The organism is Flavobacterium sp. N1736 (genome assembly GCF_025947065.1).
In the GTDB taxonomy this organism is placed as follows: Bacteria; Bacteroidota; Bacteroidia; order Flavobacteriales; family Flavobacteriaceae; genus Flavobacterium.
In genome coordinates this window covers 673869-697068 of sequence record NZ_CP109994.1, presented here as the reverse complement: position 1 = coordinate 697068, position 23200 = coordinate 673869, and the positions used below count along the sequence as shown (strand labels likewise).

Sequence of the window (23200 nt, the reverse complement as noted above, 5' to 3'; positions counted from 1 at the left end):
AAAGATACTCACAAATATTTAATTTCTATAAAGTAAAAAGCTCCCCGATTGAGAAGCTTTTTTAAATTGAAATTATTTCTTAGAATTATTTTTCAAGCAAATGGTACACCTGATTGGCAATTTCGTATTCTTCGTCTGTTGGCACAACTAAAACTTTTGTTTTTGAATTTGGTGTATTGATTTCTCTAATCGTTTTAGATCGAATTTGATTCTTTTCATCATCCAATTCAATTCCAAAATAATCCATATCAGTACAAACTAATTTGCGCATATATGAGGAATTCTCTCCAATTCCTGCCGTAAAAATAATGGCATCCAAACCATTTAAAGCTACTGTGTAAGAACCAATATATTTTTTAATACGGTAGGCGTTCATTAATAAAGCCAGTTGACAATCTTTATTTCCTTTTTCAGCTTCGGCTTCAATATCACGCAAATCGCTGTAACCGGTAAGTCCTAACATTCCGCTTTGTTTTAGTAAAATTGCATTTACTTCATCGGCAGAATATCCTAAATTTTTAATTAGGTAAAAAATCACAGATTGATCGATATCTCCGGCACGGGTTCCCATAATTAAACCGTTTGACGGTGAAAAACCCATTGTATGATCAATACTTTTTCCGTCTTTAATTGCTGTCATACTACAGCCATTTCCGAGATGAATTGTGATTATTTTAGAATTGTTTTCTAAATAAGCAATCGCTTTTTCAGATACATATTTGTGGCTCGTTCCATGAAAACCATAAACGCGCACTTTATTTTCGGTTAAAAGATAATTAGGAATCGCATATTTATAAGCTTCAACAGGAATCGTTTGATGAAAAGCGGTATCAAAAACGGCGACTTGTTTTGCATCCGAAAAAATTTCTTCGGCAACCGTAATTCCAACTAAATGCGCCGGATTATGCAAAGGAGCTAATTCTGAAAGTTCTTTTATTTTTTCTTTAACTTCATCAGTAATAATTGTTGTATCGGAAAAATAACTTCCGCCATGAACTACGCGATGCCCAACTGCTCCAATTTCTGATGTTGATTTGATCACGCCTTTGTCTGCATCTAAAAGCATATCGGCTACTTTTTGCAAACCTACCTTATGATTAGGAATTGCAAGTAATTCTTCTATTGAATCTGAGGAAGTCTTAAACGTAATATTTGAAGTTTCCAGCCCAATTCTATCAATCATACCGCTACAAATTACTTCGTTTGTTGGCATAACCATTAATTGATATTTTATTGATGAACTTCCTGAATTGATAATTAATATTTTCATTTTTTTTATTTCTTGTTGTTGACACTAGTACGCGGATGACGCTGATTTACTTCGTAAAGACAAGGATTAAAACGGATTTTTTATTCTACCAAAAATAAAATCCGTGTAAATCTGCGTTTTCGCGCTGGCGAATCAGTATCATCCGCGTTCTACTTTTTAATTCACAATTAACAATTAATAATTGATAATTATTTAAAGTCCCTGCGCCTGAATTGCTGTTATTACAACTGTATTTATAATATCATCTACGGTACAGCCGCGGCTTAAATCGTTTACAGGTTTATTTAAACCTTGCAGCATTGGACCAATTGCTAATGCTCCCGTTTCTCTTTGTACTGCTTTATAGGTGTTATTTCCTGTATTTAAATCCGGAAAAATAAGTACGCTCGCCTGCCCTGCAACTTCAGAATCCGGCATTTTACTTTTACCTACAGCGCGATCCACAGCGGCATCATACTGAATTGGGCCTTCTATTTTTAAATCAGGACGTTTTTGTTTTACAATTTCGGTTGCTGCTCTTACTTTATCAACTTCATCCCCTTTTCCTGATGCACCTGATGAGTAAGAAAGCATGGCTATTTTTGGTTCAATTCCAAAAGCTGAACTTGATTCTGCCGATGAAATAGCAATTTCTGCCAATTGTTCTGCTGTCGGGTTTGGATTAATGGCACAATCGCCAAAAACCGAAACTCTGTCTTCTAAACACATAAAAAATACCGACGAAACTACAGATGAATTTGGTTTTGTTTTAATGAATTGCAATGCCGGCAAAATAGTATGTTGTGTAGTGTGTGCCGCGCCGGAAACCATTCCGTCTGCGTGACCTTTATACACCATCATGGTGCCAAAATAAGATACATCTTCCATTAAATCCCTTGCCATTGTAATACTTACATTCTTCGCTTTTCTAAGTTCGTAATATGTATTAGCATAATCTTCATATAGTTTTGATTCGATAGGATTTATGATATTAACTTTCGAAAAATCAAAAGTTATTCCAAGTTCAGTAACTTTATTTTCAATCTGTTTTTTATCTCCAATTATCGAAATATCAACCACATCCATATCTAATAATCTTGAAGTCGCGATAATAATCCTGTCATCATTTCCTTCAGGTAAAACAATATGTTTACGATGCTGTTTTGCTCTTTTTACCATATTGTACTGGAACATTTTTGGCGTCATTCCTTCCGGTATAAAAGTGATTAATCTTTCAGATAACGCATCATTATCTACATATTTCTCGAAAGTAGTTATTGAGGTTTCAATTTTATGCGTGTTGTTGGCATAAATTTCAGACTTAATAGCACCAATTCTATTGGTGATATGGTACGTTCCGCCATCAACTGCAATAATTGGAACAATTGCCGAAAGTCCTTCAATAAGCTTTAAAATACTATCTTCGGGAATAATATTTCCGGTTAAAATAATTCCTGAAATGGTAGGATAGTTTGCCGATTCATTGGCTTGTAATGCTCCCAGAATAATATCTGAACGATCGCCTGGCGTAATTACCAAAGCATTATCATGTAAATGAACCAGATAATTATGAAGCTGCATCGCTCCTACGCTAAAATGCCCGATTTCGTTATTTAAATACGCGCTTCCAAACAATACTTTTGCATCAAGCTGATTAACAATTTCCTGCATTGTTGGATTATTTAAACTCGAAATTAGGGGAATTGTATTAACCAAAACGTTCGCCGGCAAACTTTTTTGCAGGCTTTTAGTAACCAATTCTATGTTTTCAGGCTGAACTTTATTTGCAATAACAGATAAAACCTCAACTTCTTTTACTTTAAAAGAATCATAAATCAGGTAAAGACTATCAACAAGTTCTTCGAGTGTTTTTCCAACTCCTGAACCAATAATTATGGTTGGAATTCCAAGATTTTTGGCAATTAAAACATTCAAATCCAATTCGATTGAAGTTCCTTCGCCTGTAAAGCTTGTTCCTTCTACGAGAACAAAATCAAAACGCTCTTCCAGCTTTTTGTATTTCTCGATAATAAGATCTAAAACCTCTCCTATTTTTCCTTTATTTTTTTTCTTGATCAGTTTGCTTTTTGTGATCGCATAAGCATCTTCAAACTTAATATCAAGGTTAAAATACGAAAGAACAGTTTCGATATGATTGTCTAATTCACCATCAACAAAATCTTCTACGATAGGTCTAAAATAGCCTACTTTGGCCGTTTTGCCAATCAAAATACTCATTAAACCGAGTGTAACAATCGATTTTCCGCTATTTTGATCGCTCGTGGCTATATATATTGCTTTACTCATAATTTATATTTTTAATGCTGTAAACGCTAAAACCAACGTCTTTTTTTGAAATAAATAATCAAGGCAATTACCAATAAAATCATACTTCCCATGACAATAAAATAGCCGTTTTTTGCACGCAGTTCAGGCATATAATCGAAATTCATTCCGTAAACACCAACAATAAAAGTTAGTGGAATAAATATGGCCGAAATAATAGTCAGCGTTTTCATAATTTCATTCATTTTTCGGCTTTGTTCCGAAAAATAAAAATTAGAAGCGCTTTCCAATGAACTCATATCCGACTCTATCTGTTCTAAAAGTTCTAAGCTTTTTTGATGCAATCGAATGAAAAAATTAAAGGTATCTTTTTGAATCAGACTATTGGTATCATCATCTTTTATCGTTTTCAAATAATATAACGAATCCCGAAGCGGTACAATAGAACGTTTTAAAAAATTAAAGTTATCACGATGGTTTTCAATCTTTTCCAGAATAACAGGATCTGCTCCTTTTTTGGTTAAATTGATTAATTCTTCAATTTTATCTTCTTCGTCTTCAATCGTAATGTAAAAATTTTCTATTACGGCATCTAATAATAAATACAGTAAATAATCGACTTTTTTTGTTCGAACAATTCCGGCATGTGTGCGAAGTCGCTCTCTAATATGCGTAAAAAAATCACTTCTCTTTTCCTGAAAAGAAATTAAAATTCCGTCTTTCAAAATAAAACTAAGCTGTTCTACACTAATATTATCTGAATATTCAGAAGGCAAAAGTGATTTTATATTAAAAAATAAAATGTCTTGCTGTTCCTGTAACTTCGTTCTTTTGGTCGTATTTAAAATATCGGCTAATAAAAAATCATCAACTTTAAAATGTGTTCCAATGGTTTTAAGTAAACCAATATCATTTAAGCCATGAACATTGAGCCAGTTATTTTTAGAATAATCAATACAGGTATTTAATGCCTGAATGCTAAATTTATCATATTCAATAACATCGGCATCATCATATACAAAAAGCTGCATTTCTGTTTCATGCTCTTTGTGCGTTCCTGTATACTCTAAAGTAATATGTTGAAGCTTGCGCCCTTTCTTGTATTTTATCTTTCTCATTCACAAAATGAATTATATAGTAATATTACGAAAAAGAATCTGAATGGGAAATGACAATTGTCATTTTGATGGGAATCATTTCAGTTTTGAATAAAAAAAAAACCGAGCCATTTCTGACTCGGTTTTTCATATAGTTTAAAGAAGAATTATTTTACTTCTTCGAATTCAACGTCTTCAACATTGTCACCTTGCGATTGCTCTTGTTGTGGAGCAGCTTGTTGACCTTGATCACCTTGAGCATACATAGCTTCTGTAGCTGTTTTCCAAGCTGCATTGATGTTATCAAGAGCAGTTTGAATAGCTGGAATGTCTTGAGATTGGTGAGCCATTCTCAATTCAGTTAAAGCGTACTCTACAGCAACTTTGTGGTCGTCAGCTAATTTGCTTCCTAACTCTTTCAATTGACTTTCTGTTTGGAAAATCATGCTGTCAGCTTCGTTTAATTTCTCAGCTCTTTCTTTAGCTATTTTGTCAGCGTCAGCATTCGCTTCAGCATCTTTTTTCATTTTTTCGATTTCTTCAGCTGTTAAACCAGAAGAAGCTTCGATACGAATATCGTGAGATTTTCCAGTTCCTTTATCAGTTGCAGAAACTTTGATGATACCATTAGCATCGATATCAAAAGTAACCTCGATTTGAGGAACTCCTCTTGGTGCTGGTGGAATACCATCTAAGTGGAAACGACCGATAGTTTTGTTATCAACCGCCATAGCTCTTTCACCTTGCAATACGTGAATTTCAACAGATGGTTGAGAATCAGCAGCAGTAGAGAAAACTTGTGATTTTTTAGTTGGAATTGTTGTATTAGACTCAATTAATTTAGTCAATACACCACCCATAGTTTCGATACCTAAAGATAAAGGAGTAACGTCAAGTAACAATACATCTTTTACATCTCCAGATAAAACTCCACCTTGAATAGCAGCTCCAATAGCAACAACTTCATCAGGGTTAACACCTTTAGATGCTTTTTTACCAAAGAATTTTTCAACTTCGTCAGCGATTCTTGGCATACGAGTAGAACCTCCAACAAGAATAACTTCGTCAATATCAGATGTAGATAAACCTGCATCTTTTAATGCTTTAGCAACTGGCTCCATAGAACGTTTAACTAATGAATCAGTTAATTGCTCAAATTTAGCTCTAGATAATTTTTTTACTAAGTGTTTTGGTCCTGAAGCTGTAGCAGTTACGTAAGGTAAGTTGATTTCAGTTTCTGAAGAAGAAGACAATTCAATTTTTGCTTTCTCTGCAGCTTCTTTCAAACGTTGCAATGACATTGGATCCAAACGTAAATCAATACCTTCTTCAGCTAAAAATTCATTAGCCAACCAGTCAATAATTTCATGGTCAAAATCATCTCCACCTAAGTGAGTATCACCGTTTGTAGACAATACTTCAAAAACTCCGTCTCCTAATTCAAGAACAGAGATATCAAAAGTACCACCACCTAAATCGTAAACAGCAATTTTTTGATCAGTTCCTTTTTTATCCAATCCGTAAGCCAAAGCTGCTGCTGTAGGCTCATTGATGATACGCATAACTTTAAGACCAGCAATTTCACCAGCTTCTTTAGTAGCCTGACGTTGTGCATCGTTAAAGTAAGCAGGAACAGTAATAACCGCTTCAGTTACAGTTTGACCTAAATAGTCTTCAGCAGTTTTTTTCATTTTTTGAAGAGTCATTGCTGACAATTCCTGAGCAGTATATAAACGACCGTCAATATCCACACGTGGCGTATTGTTGTCACCTTTTACAACTGAATAAGAAACTCTTTTTGCTTCGTTTGTAGTCTCAGCAAAAGTGTGTCCCATAAAACGTTTAATAGAAGCAATCGTTTTTGTAGGATTCGTTACTGCTTGTCTTTTTGCAGGATCACCCACTTTAATTTCGCCACCTTCAACAAAAGCAATGATAGATGGAGTTGTTCTTTTCCTTCTGCGTTAGGGATAACAACTGCTTCGTTACCTTCCATTACAGAAACACAAGAGTTCGTCGTACCTAAGTCAATTCCGATTATTTTACCCATTTTTTATATATTTAATTTTGATATACATTTTATAACTCAGGTGGCATAAGTCAATCTTTATGCCAATATAAAAAACCAAAGTAAATTGTCAGTTTTCATGTCGGCACCATAAAAATCATCTGACAACATGACATTTTTAAAACCTGACATTCGTGGCATATCAGCACTTTACGTGTCATTATCAGGAGCTGTTTAGTATAATATCTTTCCATCCTTTTAAATAAATCATGAAATACCTACATTAGCTTTTTCTAAACCAAAATAATGGAAAACTACACCATCATCATTTTCATATTGGCAATTGTCATAGGCATTTCTGCATTTGCCGATAAAGCAAAATTACCCTATCCAATACTCTTAGTAATTGTTGGAATAGCAATTGGTTTTATTCCAACAATGAACGAAATTGAGATCAATCCCGAAATTGTCTTCCTGATCTTTCTGCCGCCATTATTATATGATGCATCCTTTAATATATCTCCAAAACATTTCAAAACCAATCTTAGCACAATAAGTACACTGGCAATACCTTTGGTTTTTCTAACCACATTCTGGATCGCTGTAGTTTCTCATTATATGATTCCCGGAATGACCTGGCCGCTATCCTTTGTACTCGGAGCCATACTTTCTGCAACTGATGCTGTCGCCGCAGTAAGCGTAACAAAAGGCCTCGGAATATCCGAAAAAACCATTACCATACTCGAAGGCGAAAGTTTGATTAATGATGCATCAGCGCTTGTTGCATATCGTTTTGCCGTTGCAGCCGCAATGGGTTCAGCCTTTATAATCTGGAAAGCAACATTAGATTTTATACTCTTATTAGGAGGAGGATTTTTAATAGGTATGATCATGGGCAAAATTTTAGCCTTCATACTCACCAAAGTCCATAAAAATGTAAATGTCACGATTAGTTTTATGTTGCTAATGCCTTTTGTAACCTATCTGGTCGCAGAACATTTGCATGTTTCAGGCGTAATTGCTGTTGTATTTTTAGGTTTGGCAATCGCACGTTTTAGCAATAAAATATTCCCTGAAAATTTAAAAACAGTTCAAAAAGCCTTTGGGATGTTATTATTTTCCTGCTCAACGGATTAATTTTTATCCTAATCGGGCTTAATTCCAGATATATACTAAAAGATATTGATAACGACATGATTTTGCCTTATATCGGTTATGCTATAATCATAACTATTGTAGCATTATTAACCCGAATGGTCAGGATCTTTTTTCAGAAATCAAATCTTCAAAAGAATTTTCTAAACAATGATAAAAAAAGACGAAAAATAAGCGAACAGGCATTACTCGATACCAAAAATAGTTTCATTATCAGCTGGTCAGGAATGCGCGGTATTGTTTCATTAGCCATTGCTTTGGGGTTGCCAAAATTTCTTGAAGACGGAACCCCATTCCCGCAAAGAAACGCCATTATTTTCATTTCTGTCGCCGTTGTACTTTTAACGCTAATCGGGCAAGGGCTTACACTTCCGTGGATTGTAAAAAAACTAAATTTGAAGAAAGAAGAATAAAAAAGATAAGAAATTAGAAATAAAATATAATACAAATTTAGCTACATTAGCGTTCCATTAACTAAACCAATCCTAATGAAAAAAGTATTATTATTATTTGCATTTTCTTTCCTAATCTATTCAAATTCGTACAGTCAAAAAACAGAGTTAAGAGTTTCCTTAGACTCAGGACTTTCTTCTTTTACAGGAAAAAGCGCAGAATCTTCATCATTTCTAAACGTTAATAGCCAGTTTAATTCAGGATATACAAACAATCCTTATGGTTCAAAAAATGTACTTACTTACGGTGTTTCTGTAAATCTAAAAAGAGTAACAAAAGTAAATCTAATATATGGTATTGGATTCGGTTACGAAAACACAGGAAGTAAAACTTCAATATCATCCGTGTCCGGATATGATGGAGAAAATCATTTTAGCGATCCTGCATCTGGCAAAACCATTGTGAGTATTAATACAATAAATGCAAATCCGTTTATAGGATATCGTTTTAATGCCAATAAATTACCTATTGATTTAGTGGCAGGCTTTGATTTTGCAAACATTTTAAATACGAAAGAATGTGGAGACGCTACTGTTTCAAACGGAAATAATTATACAACCTCTTTAGACAGAAAAACAATAAGTACAGACTTTCGTCCGAGAATTCAGATATCAACAGATTATAAAAAATTTGGTGTTTATCTGGGATATTCATTCGGATTGTCGAATTATAAAGAAGGTTATAATGGAGGAACAAATGAAGCTTATTCAAAAATATTAAGATTTGGAATAACGTATCTGGTATTATAAAGAACACCCAAAATCAGTCTTTTTAAACAATAATAAATCATTCTAAAATGGAAAACAGCATTGCAATTTATGGCGCTTACGGACATACCGGAAAATTTATTATAGCCGAACTTTACAGACAAGGTTATCAATTAATACTTTCCGGAAGAGACGAAGAAAAACTACTGAATTTAAAAACAGAGTATCCTGATTCAATCATAAAAGCCGCCAATATCAATGATTCAAAATCATTAGACGAAGCATTTTCCGGAGCAAAAATTATTGTAAATTGCGCCGGTCCATTTTTAGATACAGCAAAACCTATTATAGAATCGGCTTTGCGATTAAATATTCATTATATTGATTTAAGTGCCGAACAAAAAGCAGTTTTAGACGTATTTGAACAGTTTTCAGAACAAGCAAAATCAAAAGAAATTTTAGTTATTCCTGCCGTCGCTTTTTACGGCGGATTAGCTGATTTACTAAGCACGGCAATAACTCAGGATTGGAATGAGATTGACGAAATAAACGTATATATTGGTTTAAATTCCTGGCATCCAACAAAAGGAACGAGATTAACAGGAGACCGAAATCATTACACAAGACTTACCTTAAAAGACAATCGTTTACAGGAACTTCAACCTGGTTCACCAATAAAATGGGATTTTAAAAATCCTATCGGAATTCAGGAAGCTGTAGCTTTACCACTTTCAGAAATTATAACTATTTCACGTCATTTAAAAGTAAAATCGATCAACACCTTTCTTAGTCAAAACTCACTCGATGATCTTCGAAATGCAGAAACGCCGGAACCAAAACCTACCGACGAAAAAAACAGATCGTCTCAGCTTTTTTCTGTAGAAGTTGTAGCGGCAAAAGACCATAAAAAAAGAACTATTTCGGCTCAGGGACAAGATATATACGCCGTTACAGCGCCTTTGGTTGTAGAAACCATAAACAGAATACTATCCGGAAAAACAGTCAAAACAGGCGTAACAACAATTGGTGAAGTATTCAATGCTTCTGATTTTTTACAATCATTAGACAAAGACGATATTATAATATCAGACATGCAAGAATCTGATCTGAATTAAGCTATGTTTCTCACACACAGCTATGTTTGTTAATGCAAATAAACGCCTTTACTCATTTTTACAAGCTATGTTTCTATGTGTTAAAAAAAAAACACCCAATATTGTCCATTATTAAACACATAGAAACATAGATTTTTTTTTGCTTGAAAAAGTAAATCAAAAGAAACAAATTTCTCACACATAGCCTATGTTTGTTAATACAAATGAAACGCCTTTATTCATTTCTACAAGCTATGTTTCTATGTGTTTAAAAAAAAACATCCAATATTGTCCATTATTAAACACATAGAAACATAGATTTTTTTTTTGCTTGAAAAAGTAAATCAAAAGATACAAGTTTCTCACACATAGTTCTATGTTTGTTAATACAAATGAAACGCCTTTATTCATTTCTACAAGCTATGTTTCTATGTGTTTAAAAAAAAACATCCAATATTGTCCATTATTAAACACATAGAAACATAGATTTTTTTTTTGCTTGAAAAAGTAAATCAAAAGATACAAGTTTCTCACACATAGTTCTATGTTTGTTAATACAAGTGAAACGCCTTTTACTCACTTCTACAAACTATGTTTCTATGTGTTAAAAAAAAATTATTGCAACATTTTAGATTTAACTTTTTAAAAAAGTTCCCTTTGCATTTTTATTTGTAATTTCGATTTTCATAAAATTATAAATTAAAAAATGGCTTCATTTACAAAAGAAATTTCTTTTCGCTGGTCAGATCTTGACCCAAATTTTCATGTTAGACATAGCGCATATTACGATTTTGGCGCACAACACCGTATCGAAATTCTGCAAGAATTAGGACTAACTTTAAAAGTGATGCAAACACAAGGATTTGGACCGGTTTTGTTTAGAGAAGAATGTGTTTTTAGAAAAGAACTAAAACTATCCGACAAAATATTCATTCACACAAAAACGTCAAAAATGAAAGCCGATGCTTCACGCTGGTCAATCATTCATGAATTTAGAAGAGAAGATGACACACTTTGTGCAACCATTACTGTTGATGGCGCATGGATGGATACCAAACTGCGTAAACTGGCTTCTCCAACTCCGGAAATTGCGATTCAGGCTTTGAGTATATTTCCAAAAAGTGATGGCTTTATTGGTCTTTAAATCTAAAAAACATTTAAATATAAATTACAAAAACCGTTACAAATTAATGTAACGGTTTTTTAATTACTGATTGGTTATTCTTATTCCGTCAAAATCTTAAAACTCTTATTTAATCCTTCACCAGAAATATTCAAAACATAAATTCCCGAAACATTTTTGTTTGCAATATCTAAAGCAAAAAGCCCGTTTCCGTCAGAAGAAATCTTTTCTTTCATAACAATTTTTCCTGTCATATCGCTTAAAGTTACTGTTGCAGAATACAATGCGTGATCTGGAATATGAATAAAAATCTGATCTTTTACAGGATTAGGATATACCGCAATATTGCTTTTGTTTTCATTGAATTTCCTGTACTTAAAAAATCCTGATTAAATAATTCCAATACTTGGGTTGCATTTAAAGGATAATTAAACATTTGAAGTTCATCAAATTGTCCTTTATAAGGCGCAGGCGCAGTTCCTGATGCAAGTTCAATTTCTCCGATATTCCCAATAATTAAATCACTCGTTTCGCCAATTCCGGTAACAGCCGTTTCATCCAATTCGCAGCAAAAAAACACCATTTGTATATATTCTCATTTTATGAGCAATAACATCCCTCATAATAATAACATTTACCCAGTCGCCTGTAAAATATTCGCCGCCGCCGTAGTCACTTCTTTTTTTGTAATATCATCATCAATGGCAAAACGCAAAAGACCGCCTTTTATCTCTATATTATATCTTTTTCCCGTTGCGCCCGTTGTCGCATTTTTTGTAAACGAACCTTTGCACAACACATAAATACTGGTTGACGACGAACTTGGCAATAAAGCCGGAGCCGCTTTCATCCAGAACGAAACCGTAAACGAACTTTTATCAAACAATACATGATCCTGATTTGGAATATTTACCATCGATTTATTTGTTGCCGATGTCGAAAAATCAATCGCATTATTTGCTTTTCCCGCCACTCTTACATTCGCATTATCATAAGCAATATCTAAAGTACCATTATTGGCAAAACTTGAAATATCGGCAATTTGTTCGCCTTCAGATGCCGCTTCTTTAAACGGCCAATGCCCCACGAGACTTGGCGTTAAAGCGCGAAAACTCCATAAATCGCCAGTCGCAGTTCCTTTATCATTTACAGCATCAATTCGCCAGTAATAATTTATTGCCGAGCTTAAACCCGTAACCTGATAAGATGGATTCGCAATATAAGCCACGTCTCCCAATTTTGTTAAACTCGAAGCATCTGTACCAAAATAAACAGCGTACGTTGTCGTGTTTGAGCTTCCACTCCATTTCAATGTTAAAGTACCATTTACCAATTCTGAATTCACAAACCCGGAATTAGGATTTGGACTCGTCGCCTTGGTTGGCGCTAACGGAATTGGCGGTGTAGTTAACGATGCCGTTTCATACACAGATGATTCCGTACTATTTGTTGCTTTAATTCGATAATAATACTTCGTATTTGGCAATAAACCAGTATCATTATACGTAATACTATTGGCGCCTAATGTATTAATTACTGTAAAATCAGTACCATTTACAGAACGTTCAATTATATAATTATTTTCGTTTGCAGCGCCATCAATCCAGTTAATAGTTAAAGTGCTGGCGGACGGAATTTCTGTCGAAACCACATTTGTAAAATTTATATTAGATGGCGGAATAATAAAATTGGGAGGTGTTTCATTCGTTAATCCATTAATATAAACCTCAATATTAAGATAAGGCGCATGCGATGTACTAACCAATAAAGCATCGGCAGTATTTTTATTCAAACCATTTGCTTCTTCCCAGGCATCCGGCATTCCGTCATTATCAGTATCCAAAGGAGCCGGCGCACCATAAACATGTCCCGCACCACCGTTAATAAAACCAAACTGGCTTGTTAAATCGGTCTGAACATATACATAAGTTGCCGTTGTTCCTTTCGACATCAAATCTGAAACCATCAAATTGTCAACTGATCACGCCTTGGATAAGAAGCACCAACACCTAAAACTATTTTATTATAAGCATCGGCTGCGGTTAAAGTGGTATTCTTCATAGGATAATCATACGGCGTTGACAAAATTGTTGAAATATCACCCGTAGGATATCCCGTTAAATCTGCGGGAACCAAAGTCCCGTTTAAGACACCATCTTTATTATTGTCAAAATAATTACCGAATCCGTATAACGAGAAATTATCATTACCACGATTAAAAGGCGTCGAAATAGTCGTGCTTGTATTTGGTCCGCCAATAAAATAATTATTGATAATATTAACATCAGAACTTCCCGCAGAATCGCCTCCCATAATATAAGCGTCACCAGATTCCGTATGTCCGTACGTATTACCGTAATTACCCCAATGTAAAAACATTATTTACAAACTCGTTAATTCCCTTTATTTTATTATTACGCGTTTTGTTGCAAATGTATAAATTACCAATCAAACTTATTTTTCCTCCCGAAGGCTGTATCAATCCTCCCGCCGAATGATTATGGCGATGTAATCCCTGCCCAATAATAGAATTTTGAATCGTAATATTATCAGGACTTACACCCTTATTATCCCAATTGATAGAAAAAACTTCATCAGTTCCCCAGGTAAAAGTCATATGATCAAAAATCATATTGGCACCATTTGCAAGTCCCGAAGCATCCTGATTTTGAGCCGTTCCCCCATATCGAATTCTAAGAAATCTTGCAATCGTATTACTTGATCCCGTAAACGTTACTCTAGGGCCTAAAAACACAATTCCTTCTCCGGTGGCAGTTTGTCCCGCAATAGTCGTATTACTCGCCACAACAACCTGAGACAATAAATTGACAATACCGCCACCCTGAATATTACAAATCTTCCCTCCTGACTAACGGCATCCCGAAATGAACCCGGACCACTGTCATTTAAATTCGTTACCAAATAAATTTGAGGACTTGCAGCACCTCTCGCACCGGTGGTAAATCGTCCAAATCCTGTGGCTTCAGGAAAAGCAAGTGTTTGAGCATTCAGATTCATAAAACTGTTAATAAATCCGTAGATCATAAATAATTTAAGCAAAAACTTAAATGGTTGGTTACTTTTTTTCATAAATTTTGGTTATATGTTAGTATAACTAATTTACTTATTAGCCAAACGGAGACCATCCTGTCGTATCCTGCTTCATCTTACTAATTCTCAATATATTATAATTTTCAGAGCTGCTAAAAATCCTTTTTTCAATTTGAATACACCCTAAAATTTACAGAACTATTACTGCTAACAGCATTTAGATGCGTACAAAACTTCGTAAATTAGCTTTTCTAACTTTTAGAATTTTTCTCAAAAATTAAAAAGCTTATGATCGACTTTATCAAAGATTTTAGAATAGGTATAATTATCACCATTATTGCACTTACAACCATTATTTTAGGCGCAGTTACAGACAAAGTGCTTCGCTATTTTTTATATCGAAAACTAACCGATAAAGAATATGATGCAACCGGTTTTAAGTTTTTAAAACATTTGGTGATAACCGTAATTTATATTTTGGGATTTGCTTTTGCCTTAATTCAAATTCCCGAATTCAAAATCATCGGACATTCCTTTTTGGCGGGTGCAGGAGTAATTTCTCTCGTTGCGGGTCTGGCATCTCAACAAGCATTAAGCAATATTGTAAGCGGAATTTTTCTGGTAATTTTCAAACCTTTTAGAATCAACGACAAAATCACGATTAATAATTTTGTGGGTACGGTTGAAGATATTAATTTAAGACAAGTTGTTTTGAAAGATGCCGAAAACAATCGAATCATTATTCCTAATTCAGTCATAAGCAATCAAATTATTGTAAATACCAATATGCACGACACAAAATGCTGTAAAATAATCGAAATTGGTATTGGTTATCAATCCGATATTGACAAAGCATTAGAAATCATGAAAGATGAAATTGCAAAACATCCTCTTTTTATTGACACCAGAACAGCCGAAAACAAGAAACAAAAAACACCTTTGGTTGTAGCGCGTGTAGTTGCTTTGGCAGATTCCAGCGTTACCTTAAAAGCGTGGGCGTGGGCAAAAAACTCTACAGACGGATTTGTCATGTATTGCGATTTACTGCAAAGCATCAAAAAACGTTTTGATGAATCAGATATTGATATTCCATATCCACAGCGAGTTGTAACACTTAAAAATTCCGACATAAAACAGTCGTAAGCAAATTAATATAACTTTAAGATTTTAATTTTTGCCTTTAAAATGGTAAGCCTTAAATTTATAGTTAATGCAAACCAATACTAAACTGAAATGAAAAAGATACTCTATATATTATTACTTCTTCCTTTGCTTTGTTTTTCACAGCAGGAAAAGATAAAAGAACTCGATATTAATTTAACCAATTACGAATATCCATTTCCCGTTCATTTTTTAGAATTAAACAATCAGCGTCAGCTTTTAAAAATGGCGTATATGGATATTAAACCAGATAATTACAACAACAAAAATATTGTTTTATTACACGGTAAAAACTTCAATGGCGCTTATTGGGAAACGACAATAAAAGCCTTAACAAAAGAAGGTTTTCGTGTCATTGTTCCTGATCAGATAGGTTTTGGAAAATCATCAAAACCCGATAATTACCAATATACCTTTCAGCAGTTTGCTCAAAACACAAAGAAATTATTAGAGCATTTAGGAATCGAAAAAACAACCATTTTAGGACATTCTATGGGCGGAATGCTTGCCACAAGATTTACCTTAATGTATCCTGAAACCGCTGAAAAATTAGTCCTTGAAAACCCAATTGGTTTAGAAGACTGGAAATTAGTTGTTCCGTACAAACCTGTAGATTGGTGGTACGAATCAGAACTAAAACAAAATTATCAAGCCATTAAAAAATACCAAATGGAAAATTATTATGATGGAAAATGGAATGCCGATTTTCAAAAATGGGCAGAACTTAGCGCAGGCTGGACAACTGCACCAAATTATGACAAAGTGGCTGGAACTCGGCACTTATGTACGATATGATTTTTACGCAGCCTGTTGTATATGAATTTAAAAACATCAAAAGTCCAACATTATTAATCATCGGAACAAGAGAAAACCGCAATAGGAAAACAATTAGTATCTGAAGAAGTTAGAAAAACAATGGGGAATTATGTTGAATTAGGCAAAAAAACACAAAAAGCGATTCCCAATTCAAAACTGGTCGAAGTTCCCAACACAGGACATTTACCGCATATTGAATCTTTTGAACAATTTATAAAACCATTAATCGTATTTTTGAAATAAACAATAAGGTTTTCCGGCACGAATTCAAGAATTATATTTAAATAATTTAGGAATGAAATTCGTGAATTCGTGGCGGAAACTTTAGCATACTAATCTAAAACTAAAATATATGTTTACAATCGAACAAATAAAAGAAGCGCATGCCAAAGTAAAAAGCGGTGCAGATTTTCAAATTATATACAGGATTTAATCATTTTAGGCGTAAAAGGCTATGACACTTTCGTAAACGACGGACATGTTGAATATTATGGCGTAAACAATTATAATGTTACAGCTGACGAGAAATACCCTGAAATTAAAGTCGAAGCCGTTGCCAATAAAGAACGTTTTATCGAGTTTTTGGTAATGCATCAGGACGGACAAACTGATTATCTTACGTTTTGTAATCACGCTGCACAATGCGGAATTGCAAAATGGAGAGTGGATATCATCGAAATGACTTGTACATATTTTGACAAATCAGGAAATGAAATATTGATCGAAAAAATTCCTGATTAACAAAGATTCGATGCCAGTTTTCTTCAACAAATAGATCCAACAGCTAAAAAAGGTATTTTAATGATACTTTTTTTAGCTTGTTTTACAGCATTTTCACAATCTGAAAAAAGTAATTCTAAGTTTAAAGTAATTGCTTTTTATACCGCAAAAAATGATCAGGCGCATATCAGTTTTGTGCATGAAGCCAATAAATGGTTTCCGAAAATAGCACAGCAAAATCATTTTGAATATGATTCAACCAGCAATTGGGACAATCTTAATGCAAAGTTTTTAGCAAAATATAAGGTTGTTTTATTTTTGGACACAAGACCTGAAACCCAAAGTCAGCGCGAAGCATTTCAAAAATATATGGAAAACGGCGGCGGATGGATTGGTTTTCATTTTTCGGCATTTGCTTTAAACGATTCCGGTTATCCTCAAAATTGGAATTGGTATCACGATACTTTTTTAGGTTCCGGTGAATATTCAAGTAATACCTGGCGCCCGACATCAGCAGTTTTACGAGTTGAAAATCAACATCAAATAACAAAAAACCTGCCCAAAACCTTTACATCAGCGCCAAACGAATGGTATAAATGGAATAATGATTTACGAAAAAATCCGGATATAAAAATTCTTTTAGCAATAGACGAATCCAGTTTTCCGTTAGGAACCGGACCAAAACCGCATGAAATTTGGCACAGCGGATATTATCCCGTTGTCTGGACCAATACAAAATACAAAATGCTTTATGTAAATATGGGACATAATGATATTGATTACGAAAACGGAACCAATAAAACACTTTCTCATACTTTTGAAAACGAAACCCAAAGCAAACTAATTCTCAACGCTTTACTTTGGTTAGGAAATTCTAAAAAATAAAATGTATTAAAAATGTCTCATAAAATTTCACCCTTATAAATCCTGAAGATGTAATGAAATATCAGGATTCAGCCGGAATTATTTTAGTTGATGCCAGAGCCGGAATCAATGCTGAGGAAAATTATAAAAACGAACATTTAAAAGGTGCTCGTTACGTTGATTTAAATCGGGATTTAGCAACCGTTGAAACCGATCCCGCAAATGGCGGAAGACATCCTTTGCCTTCATTCGAAAAATTTGCCGAAGTACTTTCTAAACTCGGAATTTGCCTGAAAGTCATATTGTTATTTATGATGATAAAAATGGATCAAATGCCGCAGCGCGTTTTTGGTGGATGCTTCGATCAATTGGGCACGAAAAAGTTCAGGTTTTAAACGGAGGTTTACAAGCTGCGATTAAACTTGGTTTTAAAACAAGCTCAGAAATCGAAAGTTTTAAACCAGCCGAAAGGTATCCAATTGCAAAATGGAATCTGGCTCTTGCCGATATTGAAGAAGTCGAAAAAGCCAGAAATAACAAAGAAAATATTGTAATCGACGTAAGAGATAAAAATCGTTTTGATGGTTTAACAGAACCGCTGGATTTAATTGCAGGACATATTGCGGGTGCTGTAAATGTTCCGTTTAGCGAAAATTTAAATGAAGACGGACTTTATAAATCACCTCAGGTTTTAGCCGAAAAATATGCTGAAATTTTAGGCAATGTAAAACCAGAAAATGCAATCGTACATTGTGGTTCAGGAGTTACTGCCTGCCATACATTATTAGCAATGGATTATGCCGGAATTGAAATTCCAAACTTTACACAGGATCATGGAGCGAATGGTCGCGCAACGATCGTGAAATGTTTACAAAATAAAGCATTGGCTTTAATGTTTAACACATAGAAACATAGATTTTATATGTGCAAAAAGAATACAAAAAGAAACATGTTTCTAACACATAGGTATGTGCATTTAAATAAGTGAAACGCCTTTTAAAATTTACAAAATCTATGTTTCTATGTGTTAAAAAAACACTGACAACAGTTTAAAATACAAATATAAAATGCAGCATTGGGATATACTTTTATCAAATTTAGTAAATAAAAAAGCCTTCATAAACATACTGATTTCCGGAGAAGCAAAAGGAGAATTAGCTGTTTTTAACCATAAAAAAGGAATCTTGTTTTCAGATATTGCAATCGAAAAATTCATCGAAAAAGAATATCAATATGACTCCGTTGAAGCTTCGCCTGAATCACACAGACAATTACGCACTTTTTCTTCGGGAGAACGTAAAAAAGAATTCCTGAAATACTGCATCAGTCAAAAACCGGATTTCATTATATTCGATAATCCGTTTGATCATTTAGATCAGGCTTCGCGTGTAATTCTGGCAGAATCCTTAAAGGATTTATCAATATTATTGCAATCATCCAAATCGTAAATCGTGTTACCGATGTACTGAATTTTGTGGAAAACAAAGCTCAGATTAAAGACAATACGTATGAATTGCACCCACTTTCAAAAATCGAAAGCCATTTTAAAACTTTAAATACAGCCGCAATTCCAAAAGCTATTGAACAGCATTCATTCCACGAAAGTGTATTAATAAAAATGGAAAATGTTTCTGTAAGCTATGACGAAAGAAAAATTATAGACAATATTTCCTGGACGATAAAACAAGGTGAATTCTGGCAATTAATTGGTCCGAATGGCGCCGGAAAAAGCACTATTTTATCCTTAATTACCGGAGATAATCCTAAAGGATTCGGGCAAAACTTATTCTTATTTGGAAGAAAAAAAGGAAGCGGAGAAAGTGTTTGGGACATCAAAAAACAAATTGGAATTTTCACCACATCAATGACCGATTTATTTCAAAAAGGACATACTCTCGAAGAAATGATTCTTTCCGGTTTCTTTGATTCTATCGGACTTTATATCGAACCTACGACGCATCAAAAACAAATCGTTTCGCAATGGCTCGAAGTAATCGAAATGACACATTTAAGAAAAAAACGTTTTATCGATCTTTCCATTGGGCAGCAAAGAGTTGCATTGATTGTTCGTGCCGTTTTAAAACATCCGCCATTATTAATTTTAGACGAACCTGTTGAAGGTCTTGACGACGAAAATGTAGATTTGGTCATTCAGCTTATCAATACTATAAAGCAGGAAACAAACGTGAGTATTTTATATGTTTCACACCGCATAGAATCAGGCCTTGCTCCCACTTCGGTATTCGAACTTTTACCAACTCCAACCGGATCAATCGGTAAAAATAAAATACCACTCCGAGTTAAATTAAAAAGTTTTTTTGAATCATTAAGAGATTAAGAAAAATTAAGCTCTAAAAGTTCACACATGCAAAGTCATTGCGAGGAACGAAGCAACTACACTAACAAAAAGTATACAGCGTGAGATTGCTTCGTTCCTAAATGACATGTAGTGAAGCTTAATCAAATAGTAAAAACAAAAAAAGCTCCAATCGGAGCTTTTTTTCAACTTATAACAAAATTATCTATTTTTCTAATTGACTAATTATCTAATTAATCCTCGACAAATTATCTAATTATTTCTCCTCATCTTCCATATTATGCGTCTTTCCATAATTGCGCCATTTTTCAATGCAATCTTGAAAATCCTGTGGTAATTCTGTATCAAAACGCATCATTTCGCCTGTATTTGGATGCACAAAACCAAGTGTTTTAGCATGCAAAGCCTGACGTGGCAACGCTTTAAAACAATTCTCGATAACTGTTTGTATTTTGTAAACGTAGTTTTTCAAAATCAAATGACCGCCGTAACGCTCGTCATTAAACAACGGATGCCCAATGTGTTTCATGTGTGCACGAATTTGGTGCGTTCTTCCGGTTTCTAATCGGCATGAAATCAAAGTTACATAACCAAAACGTTCCAAAACTTTATAATGAGTAATGGCAGGTTTTCCAATTTCAGGATCAGCAAAAACCGCCATTTGCATACGGTCTTTTAAATGTCTGGCAAGATTTCCTTCAATCGTTCCTTCTTCTTCCGCAACATTCCCCCAAACAAGTGCAATATATTCGCGTTCAGAAGTTTTAGCTTCAAATTGTTTAGCCAAATGCGTCATTGCCGCTTCCGTTTTTGCAACAACCAAAAGTCCGGATGTATCTTTATCAATTCTATGAACCAATCCCGGACGCTCGCTGCTGTTCATTGGCAAATTATCAAAATGATGCGCCAAAGCATTAACCAAAGTTCCCGTATAATTTCCGTGACCCGGATGTACCACCATTCCTGGCTCTTTATTAATCAGTAAAAGTGCATCATCTTCATAAACAATATTCAACGGAAGATCTTCCGGCAGAATATGATTTTCAAATGGCGGATGCGATAACATAACCGTTACAACATCAAAAGGTTTAACTTTATAATTTGATTTTACCGGAATATCATTTACAAAAATATTTCCTTCAGTTGCGGCATTCTGAATTTTATTTCGGGTCGCATTCTGAATCAAATTCATTAAATATTTGTCAATACGCAAAAGCGCCTGACCTTTTGGGACTTCAAATCTAAAATGTTCGAATAATTCGTCTTCCAGATCTAAATTTTCATTATTATTGTTCATCTTTTGGGGTTTCTGGAGCTGGCTCAGCTAAGCTGTCTGTTGCCTGACTTTCATCTACATACGTTGCTTTTCCGTCACCTAAAACCAAGTCGATTTTAGAAGCTTTCAGCACACGGTCTCCTACTTTTAAGTTTCTTCCTTTATAACGCATTTCCAAAACCATATCTTTTCCTAAGTTTGGAATATAAGTAATCGTTCCCGCCTCAAGCCCTAAAGCTTTAAGAGTTGGAACAGCTTCGCGATATGTTTTTTCGATTAAATCCGGAATTCTTACAGAAGAAAATCCGGATGCATTTATTTTAATATATATTTTTCGACCTACTTTAACTTTCGTTCCCGGCAACGGATCTTGCTCAACAACACTGTATTTAGGAAATCCGCTTCGATAATCAACACTATCCAAAAGCACATAATCCAGGTCTAATTCATCTAATTTTGATTCTACTTGCTCCTCAGTCAGTTTAGACAAATTCGGAACCGTAATTTCATGCCCGTGATCAGTTGTAAAAGTCAACCAATGCATAAACAAATAACCTAAAACGGCAATAATAGCAGCCGCAGCCAATATTTGTAAAAAGAACACACGGCTAGTTAAATACTTACGTAAACTCATAAATTTATTTTTAGTTGTGGCAAAGATAAAGCTATTTCGTTTCAAAAAAAATGATAATTTTGTTTAAAACAAGAAAGTACGGCAAAAAAGCTAAAACCTGAAACTTGAAACAAATTAAACGATTAACGATCAAACAAATAAACATCAAATCAATGAAAAACATAGCCATCATCATGGGCGGATATTCAAGTGAATATAAAATTTCGCTTATCTCAGGAAACGTCGTTCACCAATATCTTGATAAAACAAAATACAACGGATTTCGTATTCATATTTTTAAAGAAAAATGGGTTTATGTAGACGAAAATGATGCCGAATTCCCAATTGATAGAAATGATTTTTCGGTTACAGTAAACGGACAAAAAATTACTTTTGACTGTGTTTTTAATGCCATTCACGGAACTCCGGGCGAAGACGGATTAATGCAGGCTTATTTTGAATTATTAGGCATTCCACAATCGTCATGCGATTATTACCAATCGGCGCTTACATTCAACAAACGTGATTTATTATCGGTTTTAAAACCATACGGAATCAAAACTGCGATTTCTTATTACCTAAATAAAGGCGATGTTATCAATACAGACGAAATCGTAAAAAAAGTAGGTTTGCCATGTTTCGTAAAACCAAACAAAGCGGGTTCAAGTTTTGGAATCTCAAAAGTAAAAAGTGCGGCCGAATTGCCTATCGCAATTGAAGTTGCGTATAAAGAAGACAACGAAATTATCATCGAAAGTTTTCTTGACGGAACCGAAGTTTCTGTTGGAGTAATTAATTACAAAGGAGAAATTAAGGTTTTACCAATTACTGAAATCGTTTCAGATAATGATTTCTTTGATTACGAAGCGAAATACGAAGGAAAATCACAAGAAATTACGCCTGCCAGAATCTCAGACGAACTAACACAAAAAGTAGGAGAAACTGCCAAACGTGCTTACGAAGTTTTAAAAATGAAGGGTTTTTCAAGAAGCGAATTTATCATTGTAGACAACGAACCTTATATGCTTGAAATGAATACAATTCCGGGTTTAACAACCGAAAGTTTAATTCCGCAACAAGCAAAAGCAGCCGGAATTTCTCTTGAAGATTTATTCACCAATGCGATTGAGTTAGCGTTAGCTTAGCAAAAGATACTAAGGTTCTGAGATTCTATCCCGAAGCTTCGGGACTAAGTTACTAAGATCTCAGA

The 23200-nt window shown here is 34.3% G+C and carries 23 protein-coding genes and 3 pseudogenes; 14 read left to right on the top strand and 12 right to left on the bottom strand.

What is annotated here, in order from left to right; all coding sequences use genetic code 11:
• Nucleotides 1-85 precede the first annotated feature (85 nt).
• The 4 genes and pseudogenes from OLM54_RS03005 to dnaK all read right to left on the bottom strand — a co-directional run bounded on the left by OLM54_RS03005 (nucleotide 86) and on the right by dnaK (nucleotide 6682).
• Nucleotides 86-1270, bottom strand: a complete 1185-nt coding sequence (locus OLM54_RS03005) for an acetate/propionate family kinase (protein WP_264537127.1) — start codon at nucleotides 1268-1270, stop codon at nucleotides 86-88.
• 192 nt (nucleotides 1271-1462) lie between these two features.
• Nucleotides 1463-3556, bottom strand: a complete 2094-nt coding sequence (gene pta / locus OLM54_RS03000; RefSeq protein WP_264537126.1) for a phosphate acetyltransferase — start codon at nucleotides 3554-3556, stop codon at nucleotides 1463-1465.
• A gap of 26 nt (nucleotides 3557-3582) precedes the next feature.
• Entirely contained in the window at nucleotides 3583-4653 is a 1071-nt protein-coding gene (corA, locus tag OLM54_RS02995; RefSeq protein ID WP_264537125.1) for a magnesium/cobalt transporter CorA, read from the bottom strand.
• Nucleotides 4654-4799: 146 nt separating this feature from the next.
• Nucleotides 4800-6682 (bottom strand): annotated as a pseudogene (dnaK, locus tag OLM54_RS02990) (molecular chaperone DnaK).
• Nucleotides 6683-6946: 264 nt separating this feature from the next.
• Between dnaK and OLM54_RS02985 the strand changes: the two are divergent.
• The 5 genes from OLM54_RS02985 (at nucleotide 6947) to OLM54_RS02965 (ending at nucleotide 11193) form a co-directional block, all read left to right on the top strand.
• Nucleotides 6947-7777, top strand: a complete 831-nt coding sequence (locus tag OLM54_RS02985) for a cation:proton antiporter (protein WP_264537124.1) — start codon at nucleotides 6947-6949, stop codon at nucleotides 7775-7777.
• 56 nt (nucleotides 7778-7833) lie between these two features.
• Nucleotides 7834-8208, top strand: a complete 375-nt coding sequence (locus tag OLM54_RS02980) for a cation:proton antiporter (RefSeq protein ID WP_413614462.1) — start codon at nucleotides 7834-7836, stop codon at nucleotides 8206-8208.
• 75 nt (nucleotides 8209-8283) lie between these two features.
• Entirely contained in the window at nucleotides 8284-8997 is a 714-nt protein-coding gene (locus OLM54_RS02975) for a hypothetical protein (protein ID WP_264537123.1), read from the top strand.
• A 47-nt stretch (nucleotides 8998-9044) separates the two neighbouring features.
• Nucleotides 9045-10070, top strand: a complete 1026-nt coding sequence (locus OLM54_RS02970; protein WP_264537122.1) for a saccharopine dehydrogenase family protein — start codon at nucleotides 9045-9047, stop codon at nucleotides 10068-10070.
• A 685-nt stretch (nucleotides 10071-10755) separates the two neighbouring features.
• A complete protein-coding gene (locus OLM54_RS02965) occupies nucleotides 10756-11193 on the top strand; it encodes an acyl-CoA thioesterase (RefSeq protein WP_264537121.1) in 438 nt (145 codons plus the stop codon).
• An 80-nt stretch (nucleotides 11194-11273) separates the two neighbouring features.
• Here OLM54_RS02965 and OLM54_RS02960 read toward each other — a convergent pair whose 3' ends face one another.
• From OLM54_RS02960 to OLM54_RS02935, 6 genes are read right to left on the bottom strand one after another with little or no spacing between them, the layout of a single operon-like run.
• The gene (locus OLM54_RS02960; RefSeq protein ID WP_264537120.1) at nucleotides 11274-11456 is read right to left on the bottom strand and encodes a T9SS type A sorting domain-containing protein; all 183 of its coding nucleotides are present in this window, start codon (nucleotides 11454-11456) and stop codon (nucleotides 11274-11276) included.
• 35 nt (nucleotides 11457-11491) lie between these two features.
• Nucleotides 11492-11755: a hypothetical protein gene (locus OLM54_RS02955; RefSeq protein ID WP_264537119.1), complete on the bottom strand. Its 264-nt coding sequence runs from the start codon at nucleotides 11753-11755 to the stop codon at nucleotides 11492-11494.
• A gap of 51 nt (nucleotides 11756-11806) precedes the next feature.
• Nucleotides 11807-13138: a fibronectin type III domain-containing protein gene (locus OLM54_RS02950; protein WP_264537118.1), complete on the bottom strand. Its 1332-nt coding sequence runs from the start codon at nucleotides 13136-13138 to the stop codon at nucleotides 11807-11809.
• Nucleotides 13138-13551, bottom strand: coding sequence for a hypothetical protein (locus tag OLM54_RS02945; RefSeq protein ID WP_264537117.1), 414 nt, complete (start codon nucleotides 13549-13551; stop codon nucleotides 13138-13140). Before OLM54_RS02945 ends, OLM54_RS02950 begins: the two co-directional genes overlap by 1 nt.
• Nucleotides 13532-13978, bottom strand: a complete 447-nt coding sequence (locus tag OLM54_RS02940; protein ID WP_264537116.1) for a hypothetical protein — start codon at nucleotides 13976-13978, stop codon at nucleotides 13532-13534. The genes OLM54_RS02945 and OLM54_RS02940 overlap by 20 nt, the downstream gene beginning before the upstream one ends.
• On the bottom strand, nucleotides 13918-14262 hold the full coding sequence (locus OLM54_RS02935; protein ID WP_264537115.1) for a hypothetical protein: 345 nt from the start codon (nucleotides 14260-14262) through the stop codon (nucleotides 13918-13920). Before OLM54_RS02935 ends, OLM54_RS02940 begins: the two co-directional genes overlap by 61 nt.
• 249 nt (nucleotides 14263-14511) lie before the next feature.
• Between OLM54_RS02935 and OLM54_RS02930 the strand changes: the two genes are divergently transcribed.
• The 8 genes and pseudogenes from OLM54_RS02930 (at nucleotide 14512) to OLM54_RS02900 (ending at nucleotide 20122) form a co-directional block, all read left to right on the top strand.
• On the top strand, nucleotides 14512-15366 hold the full coding sequence (locus tag OLM54_RS02930) for a mechanosensitive ion channel family protein (protein ID WP_264537114.1): 855 nt from the start codon (nucleotides 14512-14514) through the stop codon (nucleotides 15364-15366).
• A gap of 90 nt (nucleotides 15367-15456) precedes the next feature.
• A pseudogene (locus tag OLM54_RS02925) lies at nucleotides 15457-16443 on the top strand (alpha/beta fold hydrolase).
• Between the two features lie 109 nt (nucleotides 16444-16552).
• Nucleotides 16553-16941, top strand: a pseudogene (locus tag OLM54_RS02920) (DUF1398 domain-containing protein).
• A gap of 60 nt (nucleotides 16942-17001) precedes the next feature.
• Nucleotides 17002-17805, top strand: coding sequence for a ThuA domain-containing protein (locus OLM54_RS02915; protein ID WP_264537113.1), 804 nt, complete (start codon nucleotides 17002-17004; stop codon nucleotides 17803-17805).
• 53 nt (nucleotides 17806-17858) lie between these two features.
• Nucleotides 17859-18179 carry a hypothetical protein gene (locus tag OLM54_RS21605; protein ID WP_319802306.1) on the top strand — a complete coding sequence of 107 codons (321 nt, stop codon included), beginning with the start codon at nucleotides 17859-17861 and terminating at the stop codon, nucleotides 18177-18179.
• On the top strand, nucleotides 18071-18691 hold the full coding sequence (locus OLM54_RS02910; RefSeq protein WP_319802305.1) for a sulfurtransferase: 621 nt from the start codon (nucleotides 18071-18073) through the stop codon (nucleotides 18689-18691). Before OLM54_RS21605 ends, OLM54_RS02910 begins: the two co-directional genes overlap by 109 nt.
• A gap of 160 nt (nucleotides 18692-18851) precedes the next feature.
• The gene (locus OLM54_RS02905; protein ID WP_264537112.1) at nucleotides 18852-19232 is read left to right on the top strand and encodes a hypothetical protein; all 381 of its coding nucleotides are present in this window, start codon (nucleotides 18852-18854) and stop codon (nucleotides 19230-19232) included.
• Nucleotides 19233-19258: 26 nt separating this feature from the next.
• A complete protein-coding gene (locus tag OLM54_RS02900) occupies nucleotides 19259-20122 on the top strand; it encodes an ABC transporter ATP-binding protein (RefSeq protein ID WP_264537111.1) in 864 nt (287 codons plus the stop codon).
• Nucleotides 20123-20357: 235 nt separating this feature from the next.
• Here the strand turns inward: OLM54_RS02900 and OLM54_RS02895 are convergent, their stop codons facing one another.
• Together OLM54_RS02895 and OLM54_RS02890 are read right to left on the bottom strand one after the other, a co-directional pair.
• Nucleotides 20358-21398, bottom strand: coding sequence for an RluA family pseudouridine synthase (locus OLM54_RS02895; RefSeq protein WP_264537110.1), 1041 nt, complete (start codon nucleotides 21396-21398; stop codon nucleotides 20358-20360).
• On the bottom strand, nucleotides 21388-22011 hold the full coding sequence (locus OLM54_RS02890; RefSeq protein ID WP_264537109.1) for a PASTA domain-containing protein: 624 nt from the start codon (nucleotides 22009-22011) through the stop codon (nucleotides 21388-21390). Before OLM54_RS02890 ends, OLM54_RS02895 begins: the two co-directional genes overlap by 11 nt.
• Nucleotides 22012-22163: 152 nt before the next feature.
• Between OLM54_RS02890 and OLM54_RS02885 the strand changes: the two genes are divergently transcribed.
• Nucleotides 22164-23135, top strand: coding sequence for a D-alanine--D-alanine ligase (locus OLM54_RS02885; RefSeq protein ID WP_264537108.1), 972 nt, complete (start codon nucleotides 22164-22166; stop codon nucleotides 23133-23135).
• Nucleotides 23136-23200 lie beyond the last annotated feature (65 nt).

Coding starts and splice junctions, on each gene's coding strand:
- OLM54_RS02890 (WP_264537109.1), bottom strand. CDS start 22,011: ATGAGTTTACGTAAGTATTTAACTAGCCGTGTGTTCTTTTTACAAATA.
- pta (WP_264537126.1), bottom strand. CDS start 3,556: ATGAGTAAAGCAATATATATAGCCACGAGCGATCAAAATAGCGGAAAA.
- OLM54_RS02930 (WP_264537114.1), top strand. CDS start 14,512: ATGATCGACTTTATCAAAGATTTTAGAATAGGTATAATTATCACCATT.
- OLM54_RS02885 (WP_264537108.1), top strand. CDS start 22,164: ATGAAAAACATAGCCATCATCATGGGCGGATATTCAAGTGAATATAAA.
- OLM54_RS03005 (WP_264537127.1), bottom strand. CDS start 1,270: ATGAAAATATTAATTATCAATTCAGGAAGTTCATCAATAAAATATCAA.
- OLM54_RS02945 (WP_264537117.1), bottom strand. CDS start 13,551: ATGTTTTTACATTGGGGTAATTACGGTAATACGTACGGACATACGGAA.
- OLM54_RS02975 (WP_264537123.1), top strand. CDS start 8,284: ATGAAAAAAGTATTATTATTATTTGCATTTTCTTTCCTAATCTATTCA.
- OLM54_RS02905 (WP_264537112.1), top strand. CDS start 18,852: ATGCAGCATTGGGATATACTTTTATCAAATTTAGTAAATAAAAAAGCC.
- OLM54_RS02950 (WP_264537118.1), bottom strand. CDS start 13,138: ATGGTTTCAGATTTGATGTCGAAAGGAACAACGGCAACTTATGTATAT.
- OLM54_RS02980 (WP_413614462.1), top strand. CDS start 7,834: ATGATTTTGCCTTATATCGGTTATGCTATAATCATAACTATTGTAGCA.
- OLM54_RS02985 (WP_264537124.1), top strand. CDS start 6,947: ATGGAAAACTACACCATCATCATTTTCATATTGGCAATTGTCATAGGC.
- corA (WP_264537125.1), bottom strand. CDS start 4,653: ATGAGAAAGATAAAATACAAGAAAGGGCGCAAGCTTCAACATATTACT.
- OLM54_RS21605 (WP_319802306.1), top strand. CDS start 17,859: ATGAAATATCAGGATTCAGCCGGAATTATTTTAGTTGATGCCAGAGCC.
- OLM54_RS02955 (WP_264537119.1), bottom strand. CDS start 11,755: ATGGTGTTTTTTTGCTGCGAATTGGATGAAACGGCTGTTACCGGAATT.
- OLM54_RS02895 (WP_264537110.1), bottom strand. CDS start 21,398: ATGAACAATAATAATGAAAATTTAGATCTGGAAGACGAATTATTCGAA.
- OLM54_RS02915 (WP_264537113.1), top strand. CDS start 17,002: ATGATACTTTTTTTAGCTTGTTTTACAGCATTTTCACAATCTGAAAAA.
- OLM54_RS02965 (WP_264537121.1), top strand. CDS start 10,756: ATGGCTTCATTTACAAAAGAAATTTCTTTTCGCTGGTCAGATCTTGAC.
- OLM54_RS02935 (WP_264537115.1), bottom strand. CDS start 14,262: ATGAAAAAAAGTAACCAACCATTTAAGTTTTTGCTTAAATTATTTATG.
- OLM54_RS02970 (WP_264537122.1), top strand. CDS start 9,045: ATGGAAAACAGCATTGCAATTTATGGCGCTTACGGACATACCGGAAAA.